Annotated in this window: 22 protein-coding genes; 10 read left to right on the forward strand and 12 right to left on the reverse strand. The window is 70.8% G+C overall.

Going from position 1 to position 20,900, the window contains the following annotated elements:
• Positions 1–318: an MrpF/PhaF family protein gene (locus AC0699_RS13760; RefSeq protein ID WP_478659476.1), complete on the reverse strand. Its 318-nt coding sequence runs from the start codon at positions 316–318 to the stop codon at positions 1–3.
• Positions 315–803: a hypothetical protein gene (locus tag AC0699_RS13765; protein ID WP_478659478.1), complete on the reverse strand. Its 489-nt coding sequence runs from the start codon at positions 801–803 to the stop codon at positions 315–317. The genes AC0699_RS13760 and AC0699_RS13765 overlap by 4 nt, the downstream gene beginning before the upstream one ends.
• Positions 804–971: 168 nt before the next feature.
• Here AC0699_RS13765 and AC0699_RS13770 point away from each other — a divergent pair, with 168 nt between their 5' ends.
• Positions 972–1,694, forward strand: coding sequence for a UdgX family uracil-DNA binding protein (locus tag AC0699_RS13770; RefSeq protein WP_478659480.1), 723 nt, complete (start codon positions 972–974; stop codon positions 1,692–1,694).
• A 237-nt stretch (positions 1,695–1,931) separates the two neighbouring features.
• Here the strand turns inward: AC0699_RS13770 and AC0699_RS13775 are convergent, their stop codons facing one another.
• On the reverse strand, positions 1,932–3,101 hold the full coding sequence (locus AC0699_RS13775; RefSeq protein WP_478659482.1) for a thiolase family protein: 1,170 nt from the start codon (positions 3,099–3,101) through the stop codon (positions 1,932–1,934).
• Between the two features lie 116 nt (positions 3,102–3,217).
• Here AC0699_RS13775 and AC0699_RS13780 point away from each other — a divergent pair, with 116 nt between their 5' ends.
• The 6 genes from AC0699_RS13780 (at position 3,218) to lnt (ending at position 10,441) form a co-directional block, all read left to right on the forward strand.
• The gene (locus AC0699_RS13780) at positions 3,218–3,673 is read left to right on the forward strand and encodes a winged helix-turn-helix transcriptional regulator (RefSeq protein ID WP_478659484.1); all 456 of its coding nucleotides are present in this window, start codon (positions 3,218–3,220) and stop codon (positions 3,671–3,673) included.
• Positions 3,674–3,940: 267 nt separating this feature from the next.
• Entirely contained in the window at positions 3,941–4,990 is a 1,050-nt protein-coding gene (locus tag AC0699_RS13785) for a helix-turn-helix transcriptional regulator (protein WP_478659486.1), read from the forward strand.
• 214 nt (positions 4,991–5,204) lie between these two features.
• A complete protein-coding gene (locus tag AC0699_RS13790) occupies positions 5,205–6,080 on the forward strand; it encodes an undecaprenyl-diphosphate phosphatase (protein WP_453664517.1) in 876 nt (291 codons plus the stop codon).
• A 108-nt stretch (positions 6,081–6,188) separates the two neighbouring features.
• Positions 6,189–8,201 carry an APC family permease gene (locus AC0699_RS13795; RefSeq protein WP_478659488.1) on the forward strand — a complete coding sequence of 671 codons (2,013 nt, stop codon included), beginning with the start codon at positions 6,189–6,191 and terminating at the stop codon, positions 8,199–8,201.
• Positions 8,202–8,297: 96 nt separating this feature from the next.
• Positions 8,298–8,759: a nuclear transport factor 2 family protein gene (locus AC0699_RS13800; RefSeq protein WP_478659490.1), complete on the forward strand. Its 462-nt coding sequence runs from the start codon at positions 8,298–8,300 to the stop codon at positions 8,757–8,759.
• A 74-nt stretch (positions 8,760–8,833) separates the two neighbouring features.
• On the forward strand, positions 8,834–10,441 hold the full coding sequence (gene lnt / locus AC0699_RS13805) for an apolipoprotein N-acyltransferase (RefSeq protein ID WP_478659492.1): 1,608 nt from the start codon (positions 8,834–8,836) through the stop codon (positions 10,439–10,441).
• Here the strand turns inward: lnt and AC0699_RS13810 are convergent.
• Entirely contained in the window at positions 10,365–11,270 is a 906-nt protein-coding gene (locus tag AC0699_RS13810) for a Gfo/Idh/MocA family protein (RefSeq protein WP_478659494.1), read from the reverse strand. The two genes, lnt and AC0699_RS13810, sit on opposite strands and share 77 nt — an antisense overlap.
• 10 nt (positions 11,271–11,280) lie before the next feature.
• Positions 11,281–12,498: an FAD-dependent monooxygenase gene (locus AC0699_RS13815; RefSeq protein WP_478659496.1), complete on the reverse strand. Its 1,218-nt coding sequence runs from the start codon at positions 12,496–12,498 to the stop codon at positions 11,281–11,283.
• Positions 12,499–12,574: 76 nt separating this feature from the next.
• Between AC0699_RS13815 and AC0699_RS13820 the strand changes: the two genes are divergently transcribed.
• Both AC0699_RS13820 and AC0699_RS13825 read left to right on the forward strand, forming a co-directional pair.
• Positions 12,575–13,186, forward strand: coding sequence for a TetR/AcrR family transcriptional regulator (locus AC0699_RS13820; protein ID WP_478659498.1), 612 nt, complete (start codon positions 12,575–12,577; stop codon positions 13,184–13,186).
• Between the two features lie 43 nt (positions 13,187–13,229).
• Positions 13,230–13,742, forward strand: a complete 513-nt coding sequence (locus AC0699_RS13825) for a DinB family protein (protein WP_478659500.1) — start codon at positions 13,230–13,232, stop codon at positions 13,740–13,742.
• Between the two features lie 11 nt (positions 13,743–13,753).
• Here AC0699_RS13825 and AC0699_RS13830 read toward each other — a convergent pair whose 3' ends face one another.
• From AC0699_RS13830 to AC0699_RS13860, 7 genes are all read right to left on the reverse strand, one after another.
• On the reverse strand, positions 13,754–14,191 hold the full coding sequence (locus AC0699_RS13830) for a hypothetical protein (RefSeq protein ID WP_478659570.1): 438 nt from the start codon (positions 14,189–14,191) through the stop codon (positions 13,754–13,756).
• Between the two features lie 147 nt (positions 14,192–14,338).
• Positions 14,339–15,022: a uracil-DNA glycosylase gene (gene ung / locus AC0699_RS13835; protein ID WP_478659502.1), complete on the reverse strand. Its 684-nt coding sequence runs from the start codon at positions 15,020–15,022 to the stop codon at positions 14,339–14,341.
• A gap of 102 nt (positions 15,023–15,124) precedes the next feature.
• Positions 15,125–16,705 (reverse strand): ABC transporter substrate-binding protein, encoded by a 1,581-nt coding sequence (locus AC0699_RS13840; RefSeq protein WP_478659504.1) that lies wholly within the window; start codon positions 16,703–16,705, stop codon positions 15,125–15,127.
• 118 nt (positions 16,706–16,823) lie between these two features.
• Positions 16,824–17,597 carry an SDR family oxidoreductase gene (locus AC0699_RS13845; RefSeq protein WP_469771110.1) on the reverse strand — a complete coding sequence of 258 codons (774 nt, stop codon included), beginning with the start codon at positions 17,595–17,597 and terminating at the stop codon, positions 16,824–16,826.
• 16 nt (positions 17,598–17,613) lie between these two features.
• Positions 17,614–18,375, reverse strand: coding sequence for a 3-oxoacyl-ACP reductase FabG (fabG, locus tag AC0699_RS13850; protein WP_478659506.1), 762 nt, complete (start codon positions 18,373–18,375; stop codon positions 17,614–17,616).
• A 160-nt stretch (positions 18,376–18,535) separates the two neighbouring features.
• Complete coding sequence (locus AC0699_RS13855; protein WP_469771112.1) at positions 18,536–18,919, reverse strand: DUF3037 domain-containing protein; 384 nt, start codon at positions 18,917–18,919, stop codon at positions 18,536–18,538.
• Positions 18,916–19,770, reverse strand: coding sequence for a HipA family kinase (locus tag AC0699_RS13860; RefSeq protein WP_478659508.1), 855 nt, complete (start codon positions 19,768–19,770; stop codon positions 18,916–18,918). Before AC0699_RS13860 ends, AC0699_RS13855 begins: the two co-directional genes overlap by 4 nt.
• Positions 19,771–20,347: 577 nt before the next feature.
• Here AC0699_RS13860 and AC0699_RS13865 point away from each other — a divergent pair.
• Complete coding sequence (locus AC0699_RS13865; protein ID WP_478659509.1) at positions 20,348–20,878, forward strand: Rieske (2Fe-2S) protein; 531 nt, start codon at positions 20,348–20,350, stop codon at positions 20,876–20,878.
• Positions 20,879–20,900 lie beyond the last annotated feature (22 nt).

Consider the following 20,900-nt stretch of genomic DNA (forward strand, 5'->3'; position numbering starts at 1 on the left):
TCAGCTCATCCCTCTCCCGCCGCTTGCACCGTTCGGGCCGCTCCCGCCGCCCGGACCGTTCCCGCCGCTGTCGCCGAGGAAGCGGGCGAAGACCAGCGTGCCGACAGGGCCGAGCACGGCGAGGACGAGCGCCATGTCCAGGTAGCCGGTCCGCCCGAACCCCTGCGCGATAAGCAGCAGGAGAACGGTGACCGTGGTGGTGGCCAGTGCCAGTCCGGCGAGCCGCTCGTGCGGGGCGCCCCGTCCGCTCACCCACAGGCACGGCGCCAGCCCCAGCGGCAGCAGCAGGGCCGCGGCCGTCAGCCATGCGACCGTCACTGGCGCCCGCCTCTCGTCAGCGCGCTCTCCAGGGCGGTCGGGCCTCCGGGGAGGGTATGGACGAGGAGGACCGGACCTTCGTCCCGGGAGCCCGTGCTCTCGACGACGTAGACGCCCGGTGTGGCGGACAGCAGCGCGCTCGCCCAGGCGGGACCTGTGTCCTGGGCGAGCACCACGGTGTGGAAGCGGCCATGGACGCGTGCGCCGCGCAGAACACGCACGGTGGCCAGGGCGAGCCGTCCGGTGTCGGACAGCATCGAACCGGGCCACCGCAGGAGGGCCTGCACGACGCGGGCGCTGCCGCCGAGCTCGGCGCCGGAGGCCGTGCGAACCCTCCGGGCGGCCACGACGGCGAGCGCGGCGATGACGGACCCGACGGCGAGTTCCGGCGCCGACACCGTACTGATGAGGATCACGTACAGCAGGACGCACAGCGCCCACCAGATCAGGAACTCCCCTGCCGCCGCGGTCCATGAGCGCCACATCAGACCTCCCCGGAATGCGTCAGCCACGTCTACCGTGCGGCGGGTCCGGGCACTGCTGGTGCGGCGCGCGGCACGCCCCGGGGCGCGGTACCTTCACTGATGTGGCGCAGTCGCGACGGACAACGGATGTTGCCGAAGCTCTGCCGTCGCGAAGGGAAGCGTCGACAGATGGGCAGAACGTCTGACGAGCAAGAGGGGCAGGGGTACGACGCCACTCCGTTCCTGCCGGGGCGACGCGCGGGCCTGGCCGGGCTCCGGAAGGCGGCTGCCGACTGCCGCGGCTGCCCGCTGTTCGAGGATGCGACGCAGACGGTGTTCGGCGAGGGCGAGGCCTCGGCGCGCGTACTGCTCCTCGGGGAGCAGCCGGGCGACCAGGAGGACCGGCAGGGCAGGCCGTTCGTCGGCCCGGCGGGGAAGGTCCTGATGCGCGCGCTCGGGGAGGCGGGCATCGACCCGCAGCAGACGTACGTCACCAACGTGGTCAAGCACTTCAAGTTCACGATCCCCGAAGGGCGCAAGCGGCGCATTCACAAGGCGCCCAGCCTGCGGGAGATGACGGCGTGCCGGCCGTGGCTCGTGGCCGAACTGCGGCTCGTATCCCCTGAGCTGGTCGTGGCGCTCGGCTCCACGGCGGGGAAGGCGCTGCTGGGGTCGTCGTTCCGGGTGACCGAGCAGCGGGGCGCCCTGCTGCCGTGGCCGGGGCTCGGCGAGAGTGGTGAGGACGGTGAGGGAGGTGAGGCCGACGAGGGCATCCAGGGCCTGGTGGCGACGATCCACCCCTCCGCCGTCCTGCGAGCGGACGACCGCGAGTCGGTGTACCGCGGGCTGGTCACCGACCTCCGCGTCGTCGCGGACGTCCTGAACGGCAAGAGGGGCGGAAAGGCCTCGTGACCATGCGGCGTTGGTGCCCTGACTGCGTCCCGCGACGCCCGCACAGCCGCCTCGACACCTGGCACCCCGTGTCACACAGCTGACCGGGGAGCTCTTCGTGTCCGGGGACATCCTGAGGGCCGGCCCGCTCACCCGGTCATGATCGCCGCCGCCGGGTACGGCTACGACCTCACCGCCGCAGGCGACCCGGGCCGGCCCGACCGCCACGCCCCAGGCCGGGGCGCAGGGCGCGTGTGGCTACAGCGCCTCCAGGATCGTGGCGTTCGCGAGACCGCCTGCCTCACACATCGTCTGGAGGGCGTAGCGCGCGCCGCGTGCCCGCATCGCGTGGACCAGCGTGGTCATCAGGCGGGTGCCGCTCGCGCCGAGGGGGTGGCCGATGGCGAGGGCGCCACCGTGGACATTGACCTTCGCCCGGTCGGCTCCCGTCTCCTGAAGCCAGGCGAGGACCACGCTCGCGAAGGCCTCGTTGACCTCGAAGAGGTCGATGTCGTCGAGGCCGAGGCCCGCCCGCTTGAGCACCTTCTCGGTGGCCGGCAGCACTCCCGTCAGCATGAGCAGCGGGTCGGATCCGGTGACGGCGAAACTGTGCAGCCGGGCCAGCGGGCGCAGGCCGAGCCGCTCGGCGGTCTCGCCGGAGGTGATCAGGACGGCCGACGCCCCGTCGTTGACCGGGCTGCTGTTTCCGGCGGTGACCGACCACTCGATCTGCGGGAAGCGCTCGGCGAAGACAGGGTCCTCGAACGAGGGGCGCAGCCCCGCCAGGACCTCCGCGGTCGTCCCCGGCCGTACGCTCTCGTCACGTTCCAGACCGCCGATCGGCGCCACCTCGGCGTCGAACAGCCCGTCCGCCCAGGCCCGGGCGGCCCGCTGATGCGAGGCCACCGCGAACGCGTCCATCGCCTCGCGCCCGATGGACCACTTCGCCGCGATGAGCTCCGCGCTGATCCCCTGCGGGACTAGCCCCTCCGGGTAGCGCTCGGCGACCCCCGGTCCGAAGGGGTCGGTGCCCGGCGGCACGTTGGACCACATCGGCACGCGGCTCATGGACTCGACTCCGCAGGCGATGACGGCGTCGTACGCGCCCGCCATGACGCCCTGCGCGGCGAAGTGCACGGCCTGCTGCGAGGAGCCGCACTGCCGGTCGACGGTGGTGGCGGGCACGGACTCGGGGAATCCGGCGCCCAGCCAGGCGTACCGCGTGGTGTTCATGGCCTGCTCACCGACCTGGTCGACGGTGCCGCCCACGACGTCGTCGACCAGCGCGGGATCGATTCCGCTGCGCTCGACGAGGGCGCGGAGTGTGTGGGAGAGCAGCTCCACCGGGTGGACGTGGGCCAGGGCGCCGTTCGGCTTGCCCTTCCCGATCGGTGTACGGACTGCTTCGACGATGACGGCGTCACGCATGGAGCGCGCCTCCTCGATCACTACATCAGGGTGAGTTGGAAAACTGGACTCTCTGGCTACTCGACAGTAGCCCACTGGGTTGGGTTTTCCAACTCACTACCTTCTAAGCTGGCTCCATGAAGGCCGCCCGCCCCTGTTCCATCGCCGACGCGCTCGCCCTTGTCGGCGAGAAGTACGCCCTGCTCGTCCTGCGCGAGGTCTTCCTCGGAGTCCGCCGCTTCGACCGGATCGCCCGCAACACCGGCGCGCCGCGCGACATCCTCACCGCCCGGCTGCGCCGGCTGGTCGAAGCCGGGATACTGGAAAAGGTCCCGTACAGCGACCGCCCGCAGCGCTTCGAGTACCACCCGACGGACGCCGGACGAGAACTGCAGCCCGTCCTGCTGACGCTGATGGCCTGGGGTGACCGGCATCTGTCGGACCGCCCACCGACGGTGCTGGAGCACGCGTGCGGCGAGAAGCTCACCCCGGTGGTCGTCTGTGCGTCCTGCGGCGGGGAGGCGGCCGCGGACACCCTGACCCCGCACGTGCACGCGCCGGGCTGGACGGTGACGGGCCCGGCGGACGACTGAGATCCCCGCCGCGGAACGTGGTGATCGCGTGTCCCACGGCAGGGGCTTCCGCAGGACACACCTCGGGGCGTCCGCAGTGCGGAGTGCGGCACGCGCGGAACCTGCGGAAGGGTGCGGCACGCGCGGAGCCTACGGATCGTGCGGCACGGCGATCCACCCGTACGGCGCCGCAAGGCAGGCCGGACCGCCGGACTTCTGGACCTGTCGCGACGGTCGCCCTACCGTCGATGCCGGCATCCCGACGGGCAGTTGCGGGAAAGGCGGAGCATGGTCACCGGGCGGCAACCCGACGCGGCGGAGCCCTCAGGAGGCCGCTCAGAACACCGGCTGGCCGCGCTGGGAGTGCCCGCGGACGACGAGCGCCTCTACCGGGTGCTGCTCGCCCGGCCCGACGCGACCGTCGCCGAGCTCGCCGCGGCGACCGGCTGGGACGCAGCGCGCGTCCGGCGCCGGACGCGCTCGCTGGAGAAGCGGGGCATGCTGACGCGCGTGCCCAGCCGCCCCGTCCGCTTCGCCCCCGCGCCACCGGACGTCGTGACCGAAGTGCTGGCCCTGCAGCGGCAGGAGGAGATCGAGCGCGCCCGGCTCGCGGCGGCCTCGCTCACCGAGGAGTTCCGTACGGTGCGCCGCGTCGAGGGCGGCCCGGCCGTCCAGGTCCTCAGCGGACGGGACGCGATCGCGCAGCGCTTCTTCCAGACCCAGCAGTCCACCAGGGACGAGGTGCTCATACTCGACCGGCCGCCCTATGTCGCCCGGCCCGCCGAGGAGCAGACCTCCGTACAGCGCCAGCTCATGCGCCGCGGCGTGCGCTATCGCACCATCTACGACCAACGCTCCCTCGATTCGCCCGGACAACTGGGCCTCTGCCGGGAGCTGGCGCTGCTCGGCGAGGACAGCAGGGTCCTGGACGAGGTCCCGCTCAAGCTCGTGATCGCCGACCGGCGGCTCGCGCTCGTGCCGTTCGTCCTGCCGACCGAGCGCGAGGTGATGGTGCTGCAGGCCTCCGCGCTGCTCGACGCCCTGGTGGTCTTCTTCGAGATGCTGTGGCACCGGGCGGTGCCGCTGTGGCCCGCCCGCAGCCGGCCGGCCGAGGACCGGACCCTGTCCACCGATGACGAGCAGCTCCTCGCCCTGTCCGCGTCCGGCCTGACCGACCACGCCATCGCACGCCGCCTCGGCGTCGCACAGCGCACCGTCGAGCGCCGGATGCGCAGAATCATGGACCTTCTCGGCGCCCGCACCCGCTTCCAGGCCGGGCTCCAGGCGGCCCGCCAGGGCCTGATCGGCAGCCCTCCGCCGCCCGGGCCCGGAGCCTGACCGGCCGGTTCCGGGCCGGACGGGACCGGCCCGGACCCGGCGGACCCGCCGAGGAGGCAACCGACCGCGCACGGCGATGACCTTGCGGGATTCGCAGGTGCCAGCCCGCCCGTGGGCCGTGAACCCGGTGCCGCTACGCTGCCACGGACGGACGCATGATCGCGGCCCGCATCGCACATTCAGACCTGACCAGCACTTGGATGGCTTAGCTTTCATGTCGTGGTTCGAATCATTCATCCTCGGGCTCGTCCAGGGGCTGACGGAGTTCCTGCCCATCTCGTCCAGCGCGCATCTGCGTCTCACGGCGTCGTTCGCCGGCTGGCACGACCCGGGTGCGGCCTTCACCGCGATCACCCAGATCGGCACCGAGACGGCCGTGCTGATCTACTTCCGCAAGGACATCGCGCGGATCGTCTCGGCCTGGTTCCGTTCGCTCACGGACAAGTCGATGCGCAGGAACCACGACGCGCAGATGGGCTGGCTGGTGATCGTCGGCTCGATCCCGATCGGCGTGCTCGGCGTCACGCTCAAGGACCAGATCGAGGGTCCGTTCCGTGATCTCCGGCTGATCGCTACCACGCTCATCGTGATGGGCATCGTCCTCGGTATCGCCGACCGCCTCGCTGCCCGCGACGAGACCGGCGGCAAGCACCGCGCCATCAAGCAGCGGAAGTCCCTGGAAGAGCTCACCGTCAAGGACGGTCTGATCTACGGCGTCTGCCAGGCGATGGCCCTGATCCCGGGTGTCTCGCGCTCGGGCGCCACGATCAGCGGTGGTCTGCTGATGGGCTACACCCGCGAGGCGGCGGCCCGCTACTCGTTCCTGCTGGCCATTCCGGCCGTGCTCGCCTCCGGGCTCTTCGAGCTGAAGGACGCGGGTGACGGCGGGCATGTGTCGTGGGGCCCGACCATCTTCGCGACGATCATCGCGTTCGGTGTCGGCTACGCGGTCATCGCGTGGTTCATGAAGTTCATCACGACCAAGAGCTTCATGCCCTTCGTCATCTACCGGATCCTGCTCGGCATCCTCCTGTTCATCCTGGTCGGCACGGACGTCCTGAGCCCGCACGCCGGGGAGTCAGCGGGCTGACCCGCGCGCCTGAAGAGGCCCACACGGCGGTCCGTCGCCCGTGGGGTCGTGCCGGTGACCGGCGCGGCGAGACGAGGCGGTGCGGAACCCGCCACGTACGCTCGCGCCGTGTCCAACGTGACGGCGGTCCTGAAACGGCTGGTCATCGGCCGCGCGCTGCGCAGCGAGGAGCTGGGCGGGACACTGCTGCCCAAGCGGTTCGCCCTGCCGATCTTCGCCTCCGACCCGCTGTCGTCGGTGGCGTACGCGACGCAGGAGATCCTGCTGGTGCTCACCCTCGGCGGGCTCGCCTATCTGCACTTCACCCCGTGGATCGCGGCCGCGGTCGTGGCACTGATGACCGTCGTCGTGCTCTCGTACCGCCAGGTGGTGCACGCGTATCCGAGCGGCGGCGGTTCCTACGAGGTCGCCACCAGCAATCTGGGCCCGTCCGCCGGTCTCGTGGTCGCCGCTGCGCTGCTGGTCGACTACGTGATGACCGTGGCGGTGTCGGTGGCCTCCGGCGTCGACAACATCATCTCGGCGATTCCGCAGCTGGCCGAGTACCGGGTGCTGATGGCGCTCGCCTTCGTCGCTCTGCTGACCGCGATGAACCTCCGCGGGGTACGCGAGTCCGGCCGGGCCTTCGCCGCGCCGACCTATCTGTTCGTCGGCGGCGTGCTGATCATGTGCGGGACGGGGCTCATCCGCTATCTGCTCGGCGACGCACCGGTCGCCGCGACCGCCGAGTACGGCATCGAACCGGTCCCCGCGGACGCGAACCTGGCCGGTCTTGCCCTGGTGATGCTGGTCCTGCGCGCGTTCTCCAGCGGCTGTACGGCGCTGACCGGCGTCGAGGCGATCTCCAACGGCGTGCCGGCCTTCCGCAAGCCCAAGTCGCAGAACGCGGCCACCACCATGGCCTGGATGGGCATCATCGCCGTCGTCATGTTCGTCGGTGTCACGACGCTCGCCACCGTCGCGAAGGTGCACATCACCACGGACTCCTGCAACCTGACGGGGCTCGCCGACTGCGAGAACTACACGCAGCGCACCGTCATCGCGCAGCTGGCCGCCTCGGTCTTCGGCGGAGAGAACAGCTTCGGCTTCTACTTCGTCCAGGCCGCCACCGCGCTCGTCCTGATCCTCGCCGCGAACACCGCGTTCAACGGCTTCCCGCTGCTCGCCTCCGTCCTCGCCCAGCACCGCTACCTCCCCCGCCAGCTGCACAACCGCGGTGACCGCCTCGCCTTCTCCAACGGCATCCTGGCGCTCGCGGTCGTGGCCGGACTGCTGCTGTGGGCCTACAAGGCGAACGTGACCAGCCTGATCCATCTGTACATCCTCGGCGTGTTCACCTCGTTCACGCTCTGCCAGACCGGCATGGTCCGGCACTGGAACCGCGAGCTGCGCACGGAGCGGAACCCCGCCCTGCGCCGACGCCACGCCACCTCCCGGATCCTCAACGCGACCGGCGCGGTCACCACCTGTCTGGTCCTCGTCGTCGTGCTGCTCACCAAGTTCACCCAGGGCGCCTGGCTGGCGGTGCTCGCCGCCGTCGTGCTGTGGGTGATGATGCGGGGCATCCGCCGTCATTACGACGCCACCACGGCCGAACTGGCGGTCACCGACCCGCGCAGCGAACTGGCGCCGCCCTCACGGGTCCTGGGGATCGTCCTGGTCTCCACCGTGCACAAGCCCACGCTGCGGGCCCTCGCCTATGCGCGTGCGATGCGTCCGGACCGGCTGGAGGCCCTCACCGTCGCCGTCGACCGCGACGCGGCGGCGGCGCTGCAGCGGCAGTGGGAGGAGTACGGAATCGAGGTGCCTCTCAAGGTCCTCGACTCCCCGTACCGGGAGATCACCACCTCCGTTCTGTTGTACGTCCGCTCCGTCAGGCGTGAGAGCCCGCGGGACGTCATCGCCGTCTTCATCCCGGAGTACGTGGTCGGCCGCTGGTGGGAGAACCTGCTGCACAACCAGTCGGCACTGTGGCTGAAGAGCCGGCTGCTCTTCACAGCGGGAGTCATGGTGACCAGCGTCCCCTGGCAGCTGAGCTCCTCCGCTCACGCCGACCACCCCGCGGCGCGCGCCCCCGGCTCGGTCCGCCGCGGCGAGCCGGCCGCCCGCTCCAGGCGCTGACTGCGGACGCCCCCTGACCCCTTCGCCGGCCCCGCGTATGTCCCTGGCCCTGCGTGGGCCCTTGGCGTGACGCGTCCGCTGACCGACACTTGGCCGATGACGCAGCGCGTGGATCTCGCGACGGTGATGGACCGGCTGGCCATCGACGAGGTGATCACCGGGTACGCGATGGCCGTGGACGACGCGGACTGGCCCGGCTACCGGGCCCTGTTCACCCCGGACGGCCGCGCCGACTACCGCAGCGCGGGCGGCATCGAGGGCCCGGCGGCGGCGGTCGCCGACTGGCTGGCGGAGACCATGCGACTGTTCCCCGTACGGCAGCACCTGATCGTCAACCGGCAGGTGCGCCTCCAGGACCTGGGCGGCTACCCCGGCGACAGGGCCGACGTACAGGCCGACTACGTGAATCCGATGCGGCTGGAGTCGGGGGACGACTTCGTCTCCGGCGGGCGGTACGCGTTCGGCCTGACGCGTACGGACGGCGGTTGGCGGCTGCGTTCGGTGACCGTCCGGGAGAAGTGGCGGCACGCCGCCTTCCCCGCGCCGGCCGCCGACTGATCGACACGTGGCCTGTCCCGGGCTGCGCCGCTCCATCACACTGGAGGAAGACACTGCTCTCGGGGAGGCGCGGCATGCGGATTCCGGTCGGCCGGCGGGAGCAGCTGGCGAGGCTGTTGTCGTCGCCGTGGTGGCGCGGAGCGGCCGCGCTCGTGACGGGCGCGCTGCCCGCGCTCGCGTTCCCGGCACCCGCGCTGTGGTGGTTCGCGTATGTGGCGCTCGTACCGTGGCTGCTGCTGATCCGGACGGCGCCGACGGACCGCCGGGCCGCTCTCGACGGCTGGCTCGGCGGTATCGGCTTCATGCTCGCCGTGCACCACTGGCTGGTGCCGAATCTGCATGTGTTCCTCGTTGTGCTGGCGGCCCTGCTCGGGCTGCTCTGGGCGCCGTGGGGGTGGCTGGTCCGCTCGGTGCTGGGCGGTTCGCCGTCGGCGGCGCGGGCGGCCGCGGCGCTGGTCGTCGTGCCGTCCGGCTGGCTGATGGTGGAACTCGTCCGATCCTGGGAGGGGTTGGGCGGCCCCTGGGGTCTGCTCGGGGCGAGCCAGTGGCAGGTCCCGCCCGCTCTGCGGCTCGCCTCGGTGGGCGGGGTCTGGCTGGTGAGCCTGCTGGTGGTCGCCGTGAACACGGCGGTGACCGTGCTCCTTGCGCTCCCCACCGCACGCGTCCCCGCGGTCGCGGGTGTCTGTGCCTGCGCCGTGGCCGCCGGGGCGGTGTGGGTGTTTTCGCCGCGCCCCGAACGGCCTGGCCAGGTGGTGCGGGTCGCCGTCGTCCAGCCGGGCGTCATCAACGGGGTCGGCGGGGCGGAGCGGCGCTTCGCGCGCGGCGAGCAGCTGACCAGGGAGCTGGCGGGGCAACGGCTGGATCTCGTGGTGTGGGGCGAGAGCAGCGTCGGCGCGGACCTGGCCGCACGGCGCGATCTCGCGGCGCGGATCGCCGCGCTGTCGCGGACGGTGGGTGCCCCCGTGCTGGTCAACGTGGACGCCCGGCGCTCGGACCGCCCGGGGATATTCAAGAGCAGTGTGCTGGTCGGCCCGGAGGGTCCGACCGGGGACCGCTACGACAAGATGCGGCTGGTCCCCTTCGGCGAGTACGTACCGGCGCGTGCGCTGCTCGGCTGGGCGACGTCCGTGGGCGAGGCGGCGGGTGAGGACCGGATGCGCGGCAGCCGCCAGGTCGTGATGACGCTGCCCGGCGACGGGGCGGACAGCGGGCTGCGGGTGGGGCCGCTGGTCTGCTTCGAGTCGGCGTTCCCCGACATGAGCAGGCGGCTGGTCCGCGGCGGCGCCCAGCTGCTGATCGCCCAGTCGGCGACCTCGACGTTCCAGGGCAGTTGGGCGCCCGGGCAGCATGCCTCGCTGGCGGCGCTGCGGGCCGCCGAGACGGGCCGGCCGATGGTGCATGCCACGCTCACGGGCGTGAGCGCGGTCTACGGTCCCGAGGGTGAGCCTGTGGGCGCCAGGCTCGGTACGGACGCGAGCACCACCGCCGTGTACGAGATCCCGCTCGCCCGGGGTACGACGCCGTACGTCCGGCTCGGCGACTGGGCCGTGTACGGCGCGCTGACGGTGCTCGCGGCGCTGTGCGCGGCGGAGGGCCTGCGAGCCCTCAGGAGGCCTGCTCCAGCGCCTCCCGCACCACCCGCTCGCACAGTTCATGGGTCAGCAGTGCGTCCTGGGCGCTGAGGAACTTGTCGGCGCGGACGGCGTCGAGGAAGGCCATGACGGCCTGTTCGATGCCGCGCTGGCGCGCCACCGGCACCCAGTCGCCTCGCCGCCGCAGGGTCGGCTGGCCCTTGTGGTCGATGATCTCCGCGAGGTTGACCACCTCCCGCTTGGTGTCCTGCCCGGCCACTTCGAGGATCTCCTCGGTGGAGCCGTTCAGCCGGTTCATCATCCCGATCGCGGTGAATCCGTCGCCGGAGAGCTGCAGCACCACGTGGTGCATGAGCCCGTCGCGGATCCTGGCGCGTACGTCGGTGTGCTCGACCGGCCCGGGGAGCAGGAAGCGGAGGGTGTCGACGACATGGATGAAGTCGTCGAGGACGAGGGTGCGGGGGTCCTCGGGGAGGCCGACCCGGTTCTTCCGCATGAGGATCAGCTCGCGCGGGTGCTCCAGGCACTGGGCGTAGCCGGGGGCGAAGCGGCGGTTGAAGCCGACGGCGAGGCTGGTCCCGGTCCGCTCGGACAGCTCCACCAGGCGCTCGGACTCGATGAGTTCATAGGCGAGCGGCTTGTCGACATACGTCGCCACACCGGCTTCCAGCAGCCGGGAGACGATCTCGGGGTGCACGGTGGTCGGGGCGTGGACGAAAGCGGCGTCGAGGCCCTGGGCGAGGAGGGAGTCCAGGGTGGTGTGGCAGTGCTCCCCGGGGATGTGGTGGGCTGCGGCGACCCGGTCCAGGGTGGCCGCCGTGCGTGTGTGCAGATGCAGTTCGACGCCCGGACGAGTGCTGAGCACCGGCAGATAGGCCTTCTGCGCGATGTCCCCGAGCCCGATGCAGCCGACCTTCACGAGGTCCTCCCTATCGCGTTGTCCTCTGTGCCTTCGCTGTTCCGGCAGCATACGTGTGCGGGGGCGGCCGCCAGCCGGCGCTGCCGTCGAAGCCCCGCAGGACGAAGCCGGATCCGAACCGGGAGACGGCGGCGATGAGTACGTCGCGCACGGCGACGGCCGGTGCGCTGCTCTGCATGGCCAGCCGGCCGGTCCTCGTGGCCTGCCGCACGATCCCCATGGTCCGCGGCAGCCGTTCGCACGTGTACGAGGCGAGGCGCCGGGTGATGTCCGGTCCCCGTCCGGCGTGGTGGGCGAGCACGATCGCGTCCTCGATGGCCTGGTTGCCGCCCTGGCCGAGGGTGGGCTGCATGGCGTGCGCGGCGTCGCCGAGGAGCGCGACCCGGCCGTGGTGGTAGGCGGGCAGCGGCACGGCCATGTGGTGCACGTCGTGGCGCAGCACCCCGTCGGGCTCGGTGGCGTCGATGATCGCGGGGATCGGATCGTGCCAGTCGCCGAAGCGGCGGAGCAGTTCGGCCCGCTCGTCGTCCGGGGCGTGCCCGCCTGCGGGCGTCACCGCTGCGGCATAGGCGTAGACGCGGCCGTCCTTGAGCGGCTGGCTGCCCCAGAGACGGCCCTTGCCCCAGGTCTCGTGCGGCGCGAAGGGCCGGTCCGGTGCGGGGACGACGACGCGCCAGGTGGTGAACCCGGAGTACCGGGGTCCGGGATGCCCTGGGAACAGCGCCCGGCGCGCCGCGGAGTTGATGCCGTCCGCGGCGACGACGAGATCGGCTTCGAGGTCACCGTCGGGGGTGGTGACGACGGCGCGGCGGCGCTCGTCACCGGCGTCGAGAAGCGTGGCGGCGGCGCCTGTCCGTACGGCTGGGCCGGGCAGCGCGGAGACGAGGATGCCGACGAGGGTGGCGCGGTGCAGCAGGACGAGGGGGCCGCCGAACCGCTCGGCCGTGGCGGCACTGTCGGTGCGGTTGAGCCGGCGCCCCCGGGGAGTGCGCAGTCCGCCGTCTCCCTGCCAGGCGGAAAGGGACCTGACCCGGTCGCCGAGGCCGATGACGTCGAGAGCACGCTGGGAGTTGGGGGCGAGGCCGATTCCGGCACCCACCGGGGTGAGGGCGGCGGCGCGCTCCAGCACGGTGATGTCCCAGCCCTGCTGGTGCAGGGCGACGGCGGCGGTGAGTCCGCCGATACCGCCTCCGACGACGACGGCCCGGGGCGCGGTGTGCCGGTCCATGACTCCCCCTTCGAACTACACCTGTAGTGACACAGTCACCGTACTACAGGTGTAGTTAACGCGGTAGGTTGTCCCCATGACCCCCCGCACCACCGGCCCCGGCCCCCGCGCCGCCGCCGTCCCACGCTCCGAGCTGATCGGCGACGCCGCCCTGACCCTCCTCGCCGAGCGCGGCATGCGGGGGCTGACCCACCGGGCGGTCGACGAACAAGCCGGGCTCCCCCAGGGCTCGACGTCGAATCACGCGCGCACCCGGCAGGCACTGCTGGAGACAGCGGTGCGCCGTCTGGCGGAGCGCGAGGCGCAGGTGCTCACCCCGGAGGAGATGCCGCAGCCGGTGGGCGGCACGGACGAGCTGCTCGACGCACTCTCCCTGGCGCTGCACCGCTGTCTCACCGATCACCGGCCGCTGCTGGTCTGCCGGTACGAGCTGGCTCTGGAGGCCACACGCAGGCCCGAGCTGAGGGCCTTCTACGACCGGACGGGCGCGGCGTTCCGCGAGCCGCTGGTCGCGCTGATGGCGGGGGCCGGATCGGCCGAACCGGAGCGGCACGCGCTGTCGCTGGTGGCGTGGTGCGAGGGACTCATGTTCTCCTGCGCCGCCGGGTCGTACCACGCGCAGGTGCCCAGCAGGGCGGAGCTGCGCAAGGGGTTCGGCGAGCTGATGCACGGAATGCTCGGTCACTGAATTCCCTGGCGGGGGTGGATGCGCATCGTCGAGGATGCACACCATGACGACATCTGAGCGGACCACAGCACCGACGACCGCCGGCGAGCGCGACATGCTGGAGGGCTGGCTCGACTTCCATCGCGAGACGCTGGCGCTGAAGTGCGCGGGGCTCGACGACAAGCAGCTCCGCGAAACGAGCGTGCCGCCCTCGCAGCTCTCCCTGCTCGGTCTCGTACGGCACATGGCGGACGTCGAACGGAACTGGTTCCGCCGCATCCTGGCCGCGGAGGACGCACCACCGCTGTACTACAGCGAAGAGGACCCGGACGGTGAGTTCCATCTGACCGGCGGGGACACCTGGGAGGCCGCGCACACGGCCTGGAGCGAGGAGATCACGCACGCCCGGGAGCTGGCCGCCTCACGCTCCCTGGACGACCTCGGTACCGGCGCGCACCACGGCGGACTGACGTTCAATCTGCGCTGGATCTATGTCCATATGATCGAGGAGTACGCCCGTCACAACGGGCACGCCGATCTGCTCCGGGAGCGGATCGACGGTACGGCGGGGGTCTGACGCGCCTCGCGTCACCCCTCCGACAACCGGCGGCCCAGCCGGTCGATCGCCGCACGCACCCCGTCCCCGTAGCCGTCGTCCCCCAGCGCGTCCGACGCCGCCCGCGCCCGGTCCAGATGGACGCGCGCGGCCTCGGGGCGGTGGAGCTTCAGATAGTCCGCGGCGAGATTCAGGTGCAGGGACGGATAGATGCCGCGCACGGCGGCCGCTGAGTGGTGCTGCGCCAGACGCTCGTCGGTCAGTCCCTCCGCCGCCGCCAGCGCCCGCAGGTCCCAGGCCAGCTCGTCCCCGGGATCGTCCTGGGTGTCCGCCATGTAGTGGGCGAGGGTGCAGCGGTGCAACGGGTCGCCGTTCTCCCCCAGCAGCGCCCACAGCTCCCCGAAGCGGTTGCGTGCCTCCTCGCGGTCCCCGCCGTGGAGCAGCATGATCGCCTGCCCGATCCTGGTCATGACCGCGTCTTCCGACGCCTCCTGCTGCTCCACGAGTGCGGCCTCCAGCGCTTCGACATCGGTGGTCCCGACGCTAGCCGCCGCCACCGGTGATCCGGCACAGGCTCGGGCGCCGGGCCCGAACCTGTCAGCCAGGTGCGCGAACCGTCAGCCCAGGTCGGGGATGCGCCAGTCGATCGGCTCGTGCCCCTGGGCCGCCACTGCCTCGTTGATCTGCGTGAACGGGCGGGAGCCGAAGAACTTCTTCGCGGACAGCGGCGAAGGATGCGCGCCCTTCACCACGACATGGCGCTCCTCGTCGATCAGCGGCAGCTTCTTCTGCGCGTAGTTCCCCCAGAGCACGAAGACCGCCGGATCGGGCCGCGAGGCGACGGCGCTGATCACCGTGTCCGTGAACTTCTCCCAGCCCTTGCCCTTGTGGGAGTTGGCCTCGCCGGAGCGCACGGTCAGCACCGCGTTGAGCAGCAGGACACCCTGCTGGGCCCACGGCATCAGATAGCCGTTGTCCGGCACCGGGAGGCCCAGCTCCTCCTGCATCTCCTTGTAGATGTTCCGCAGGGAGGGCGGGGTCTTGACGCCCGGGCGCACCGAGAAGCACAGGCCGTGCCCCTGCCCTTCACCGTGGTACGGATCCTGGCCGAGGACCAGCACCTTCACCCGGTCGAAGGGCGTGGCGTCCAGCGCGGCGAAGACCTCCTCGCGCGGCGGGTACACCGGCCCCCTGGCGCGCTCGTCCTCGACGAAGTCGACGAGCTCCTTGAAGTACGGCTTCTGGAGCTCTTCGCCGAGGACGCCGCGCCAGGACTCGGGCAGCATGTCGGTGTCGGTCACGTCAACAACCTCCGGTGTGCGATCAGTTCTCGACCACAGAACCTACCTGCGGCCACTGACAATCGCTCCCGCCGGACGGTCCGCCCCGAACCGGCCCCACCCCTACCAGCTGGTCTGCCGGTGCAGCTCCCACATCTGCATGACCGTCTGCGGGTCCAGGGCGCGCTCGCCGCCGGCGATCTCCTCGCTCGACGCGACGTAGAGCTTGCCCTGCCACAGCGGCAGCAGCCGCACATCGTCCACGAGGATCTCCTGCGCCCGGGCGAACTCCTTGGACACGTCACCGCGATCGCTCGTCTGCCGCGACTGGGGCAGCAGCTGCTGGGTGATCTCCGGGCTCTCGTACGGCGTACCCAGCACGTTCTGCTTGCCGACGAAGGGCGCGATGAAGTTGTCCGGGTCGGGGAAGTCGGGGAACCAGCCTCGGCCGAAGACCGGGTACTCGCCCTTCTTGTACCCCTCCTGGAATTCCTTCCAGGGCTTGCCCTGGAGCGTGACCTTGAACAGCCGCGACGATTCGAGCTGTCGCTTGAGCTCCGCGAACTCGCCGGCGGTGCCGGATCCGTACCGGTCGGTGGTGTACCAGAGCGTCAGCGGAACGGGGGTGTCGATTCCCGCGTCCTTCAGGATGGCGCGTGCCTTGTCGGCGTCGGCGTCACCGTACTTGTCGAAGAAGCCGGTGGTGTGCCCGGCGATGCCCTTGGGGACCATCGAGTACAGCGGCTCGGCAGTGCCCCGGTAGGCCTTGCCGACCAGCGCCCCGCGGTCGACGACCTGGGCGATCGCCTGGCGGACCGGCAGCTTGCCGACCGACGGGTCCTTGGGGTTGAACACCAGGTAGCGGATGTCGGCGCCGGTGGTCTCGATGAGCTGGAGGCCCTCGTTCGCCTTCTTCTTCTCCTGCAGATCGACGACCTCCTCCGCGGTGAGGCCGCGGTACGTCGCGTCGATCTCCTTCCGCTTGAGGGCACCGACCATCGCTTCGGATTCCTTGAAGTAACGGATGGTGACGGCGTCGTTCTTACGGTCGGCGAAGCCGTTGTAGCGGGCGTTCTTCTTCAGCTCCGCCTGCGTGCCCTCCTGGTACGACTCCAGGGTGTACGGGCCGGAGCCGGTGACCTTGCCGTCCTCGCGGAGCTTGTCCTTCGGGTACTCGGCGGGGTCGACGAGGGACATCGCGGGCGTGGCGAGGATGAACGGGAACGTGGCGTCCGGCTTGGTCAGCCGGAACGTGATGGTACGGTTCCCGTCCGTCTCGACCGCACGGAGCGATCCGAGCAGTCCGTTCGGACCGCCGTTGACGTTGATCTTCTGAATACGGTCGATCGAGTGCTTGACCGCGGCCGCGTCCAGCGGATTCCCGTTGGAGAATTTGAGGCCTTCGCGCAGCGTGCACTGGTATGCCGTATTGGTGGGATCGGTGAACTTACACTTCTCCGCCGCGTCGGGCTCCGGCGCGGTGCTCCCGGTCGGGAAGCTCAGAAGGGTCTGGAACACATTCCGGAACAGCTCCCAGGAGCCGTCCCACGCGGCGGCCGGATCGAGTGTGCTGGGCGCACTCGTCGTACCGACAACTATCTGCTGCGCCCCATCGGCGTCGTCTTCCGAAAACAGACCGCATCCCGCCACCAGGGATATGGACGCAAGGGCTGCAGCCGCCCGCAGCATCGTCCGGTTGAACACGTGCACGCTCCTCGTTCAGCCATGGGTCGGCGAACCATACCGCAGTGCCCCGCCGGACCAACGTGGAGGTTCGGCGGGGCACTTACGGCAATCCCTGGTCATTCAGGAACAAACCGGTTCAGTGAACTCCGGCATTCAGGAAAATACCGCCATCGACCACGAGTGTCTGCCCCGTGATCCAATCCGACTGGTCGGACGTGAGAAACGCGGCCGCTCCTCCGATGTCCGCCGGAACACCGAGCCGGCCCAGCGGATAGGCCGCCGCGGCCTCGGCCTCCCGGCCCTCGTACAGCGCTTCCGCGAATTTCGTCTTGATCACGGCAGGGGCGATGGCGTTGACCCTGACGGCCGGGGCGAATTCGTGCGCCAGCTGGAGGGTCAGATTGACCATCGCCGCCTTGCTCATCCCGTACGCCCCGATGAAGGGGGACGCGGAGATTCCGGCGACCGACGCGATGTTCACGATCGCACCGCCGTTCTCCTTCTGCCAGGCCTTCCAGGTCTGCTGGGCGAAGCCGAGCGCGGAGATCACGTTGGTCTCGAAGACCTTGCGGGCCACGTTGAGGTCGAGCTCCGCGATGGGGGCGAAGACCGGGTTCGTGCCGGCGTTGTTGACGAGGAAGTCGACGCGGCCGAAGGCCTCCATGGTGCGCTCCACGGCAACCGCCTGGTGCGTCTCGTCATGGGCCTTGCCCGCGACGGCGATCACACGGTCCCCGCCGAGCTTCTCGACGGCCTCCTTGAGGGCGTCCTCGCCGCGGCCGGTGATGCACACCCGGTCGCCGCGCGCGACGAGCGCCTCCGCGATGCCGTAGCCGATGCCCCGGCTGGCACCCGTGACCAGGGCGACCTTCCCGGACAGCGGGGGAAGCTCCTGCTCCTGAGCGGTCATGTCAGTCACCTCCCGTTCAGTTGAGCGGGCCGCCGGCCACGTACATGACCTGGCCGGAGACGAAGCCGGCGTCGTCGCCCGCGAAGAAGGCGATCGCGTTGGCAACGTCCTCCGGCCTGCCGACCCGCTGCACCGGGATCTGCGTGGCGGCCGCGGCCTGGAACTCCTCGAAGCCCATGCCGACGCGGGCGGCCGTCTGGGCGGTCATCTCCGTGACGATGAAGCCGGGCGCGACGGCGTTGGCGGTGATGCCGAACTTGCCGAGCTCCTTGGCGAGGGTCTTGGTGAAGCCCTGCAGGCCGGCCTTGACCGCGGAGTAGTTGGCCTGGCCGCGGTTGCCCAGGGCCGAGCTGGACGACAGCGAGACGATCCGCCCGAAGCCCGCGTCCACCATGTGCTTCTGGCAGGCCTTGGCCATCAGGAACGCGCCCTTGAGGTGCACGTTCATCACGGTGTCCCAGTCGGACTCGCTCATCTTGAAGAGGAGGTTGTCGCGGAGCACACCCGCGTTGTTGACGAGGATCGTCGGCGCGCCGAGCTCGGTGGCGACCCGCGCCACCGCGGCCTCGACCTGGGTGGAGTCCGAGACGTCACAGCCGACGGCGATGGCCTTCCCGCCGGCCGAGGTGATCTTCTCGACGGTGTCCTTGCAGGCCGCCTCGTCGAGGTCGAGTACGGCGACGGCACGGCCCTCGGCCGCCAGGCGTACGGCGGTGGCGGCGCCAATGCCTCGCGCCGCTCCCGTCACGATCGCGACGCGCTGCTCGGTGGTGGACATGGTTGGTTCTCCTCGCCCTTGGATCCCGTTGGAAGCGGCCGCCCGGCACGGCCCAGATGAATGAGCGACCGCTTAGTACCTTCGTGGACGAGACGCTAGAAGCCCTGGCACCCGGTGTCAACGTGCCCCCCTCTTTCCAGGGCTCGGTTCACCTCCGGGCTCACCGCACCAGCACATCCAGCAGCCGCTCGACCTCGGCCTCCGGGTCGGCCGTGAGTCCGGTGTGCACGGGGCCGGGCTGGACGACCGTCGAGCGCGGGGCGATCAGCCAGCGAAAGCGCCGCCCGGCGTCGTCGCGCGCGGCCTGGCCGGCGTCCTCGCCGCCCCGGCAGACGCCCTCGACGGCGTGCAGCGCGGCCCGTACGCCAAGGACATCGGCCTGCGGGTCGAGTGCCCTGAGCTTGCCCTCGTCGAGGTGGGTGCGGGCGGCCACGAAGGACTTGGCGCGGCAGTACACCACCACGCCCGCGTTGAAGCACTCGCCCCGCTCGACGCGGGGTACGACGCGCAGCAGCGCGTACTCGAAGACATCGCGCTCGGTCACCGGCCGTCGCCCTTCTTGCTCTTCTTGGTCGGGTGCGGCCAGGGCGTGAGGTGCTCGGTCAGCCAGCCGGGTGCCTGGGAGGTCCGGGTCTTGGACGGGGCGCTCAGAGTGATCCGTTCATGGATGGTGGCCGCGCGTGGCAGCAGGGCCTCCACATAGGCGCGGCGCACGGCGTCGGTGGAGTCGAAGCCCGGCTCGTCGACCAGCCACTCGTCCGGGACATCCGCCGCGACCTGGGTCAGCAGCTCTTCGGTGACCAGCGGAGCGAGCTCGGCGGCAGCCGTGGCGATGTCGGGCCGGAAGGGCGCGAGGGCATGGTCGGAGGCGTCGTAGGGCTTGGCCACGGAGGCCTGGGCACCCGGCCAGTTGTGGTGCCAGATCATGGTGGCACCGTGGTCGATCAGCCACAGGTCGCCGTGCCAGACAAGCATGTTGGGGTTGCGCCAGGACCGGTCGACATTGTTGATGAGCGCGTCGAACCAGATGACCCGGCCCGCCTCCGCCGCACTCACCTCGTAGGCGAGCGGATCGAAGCCGAGGGAGCCGGGCAGGAAGTCCATCCCCAGGTTCAGCCCGCCGCTGGCCTTGAGCAGTTCCTGTACTTCCTGGTCCGGCTCGGAGAGCCCGATGACGGGGTCGAGCTGGATCTGGACGAGCTCCGGGACCCGCAGCCCCAGCCGGCGACCCAGCCGGCCGCAGATGACCTCGGCGACCAGGGTCTTGCGTCCCTGTCCTGCCCCGGTGAACTTCATGACGTAGGTACCGAGGTCGTCGGCCTCGACGATTCCCGGGAGCGAGCCGCCTTCACGCAGGGGCGTGACGTAACGGGTCGCGATCACTTCTGTGAGCATTTTCCCAGGCTATCCGGCGGCTGAGCTTCACGATCCAAGATTTCTCCCGAGTCACGACTCACCCCGGGGAGAGCGGCGATCACCCACCCGTAACGAGGCTGGTGACATCGACCGCAGCCGCCGGGCGATCGACGAGCGGAAAGGTGCGGTGCGGGAGGCTGGTGGCCCACCGGCTGCTGCGGTACGAACCCGGCTTGCGGAACGAACCCTTGTGCGTGCTGCCCGTACACCGGGGGCTGCTGCCGTGTGAGTCCCGTCCCCCTCCCCCGGCATTGGCAGCAGTCGCACTGGCCTTTGAAGAACGCCCCATCGTGATCCACTCGAACAGGTCCTGTCCACTCTCGTGTTGACAGGCGACGCTCGAACACGCAGCAGAGGCTGATGGGATACGCCCAGGCCGCAGCAGGTGAGGTGAGTACGGCTTCAGCGACGCAGCGGGGTGGCTGTGACTTCGGGGAGGAATCGGCCAGATTGCTGTCCGGCTTTCCGGCGTGGCCGTTGAACGGGGCGCGACCCGGTCCCGTAGAACAACACAAGCGGGCCCGAAACCGGGGCCGACCATGGAAAGGGAGCCGGCATGACCGGAACGCAGGGACCTGCGCGCACCGTGGCGCGACGCACTGTCTTCGCGGCGGCGGGCGGCGCCGGACTCGCCGCGGCGCTGACGGCGTGCGGCGGATCGGACAGTTCGGGCAGCGTGGGCGAGACACCGGCGGGCGCCGGAACGACCGGCGGGACGGGCGGCAGTACGGGTGGAAGCACCGGGGGAAGTACCGGCGGCAGCACCGGGGGCAGCACGGGCGGCACGACGGGCGGTGGCGGTGGCGGGCAGGTGCTCGCGAAGGTCGCGGACATCCCCGAGGGCGGTGGCAAGGTCATCGGCGATGTCGTGGTCACACAGCCGACGGCGGGCAATTTCAAGGCGTTCTCCTCCAAGTGCACCCACCAGGGCTGCGCGGTGAAGGGCGTCTCCGACGGCATGATCAACTGCCCCTGCCACAACAGCATGTTCGACGCGACGGACGGCAGCGTGAAGAGCGGTCCCGCGACCTCTCCGCTGCCCGCCGCCTCGATCGTCGTGGACGGGGACTCGATCAAGCTCGCGTGACCCGTGTGACGCGCGCGTGACC

This window comes from Streptomyces sp. NPDC043870, from assembly GCF_056435785.1.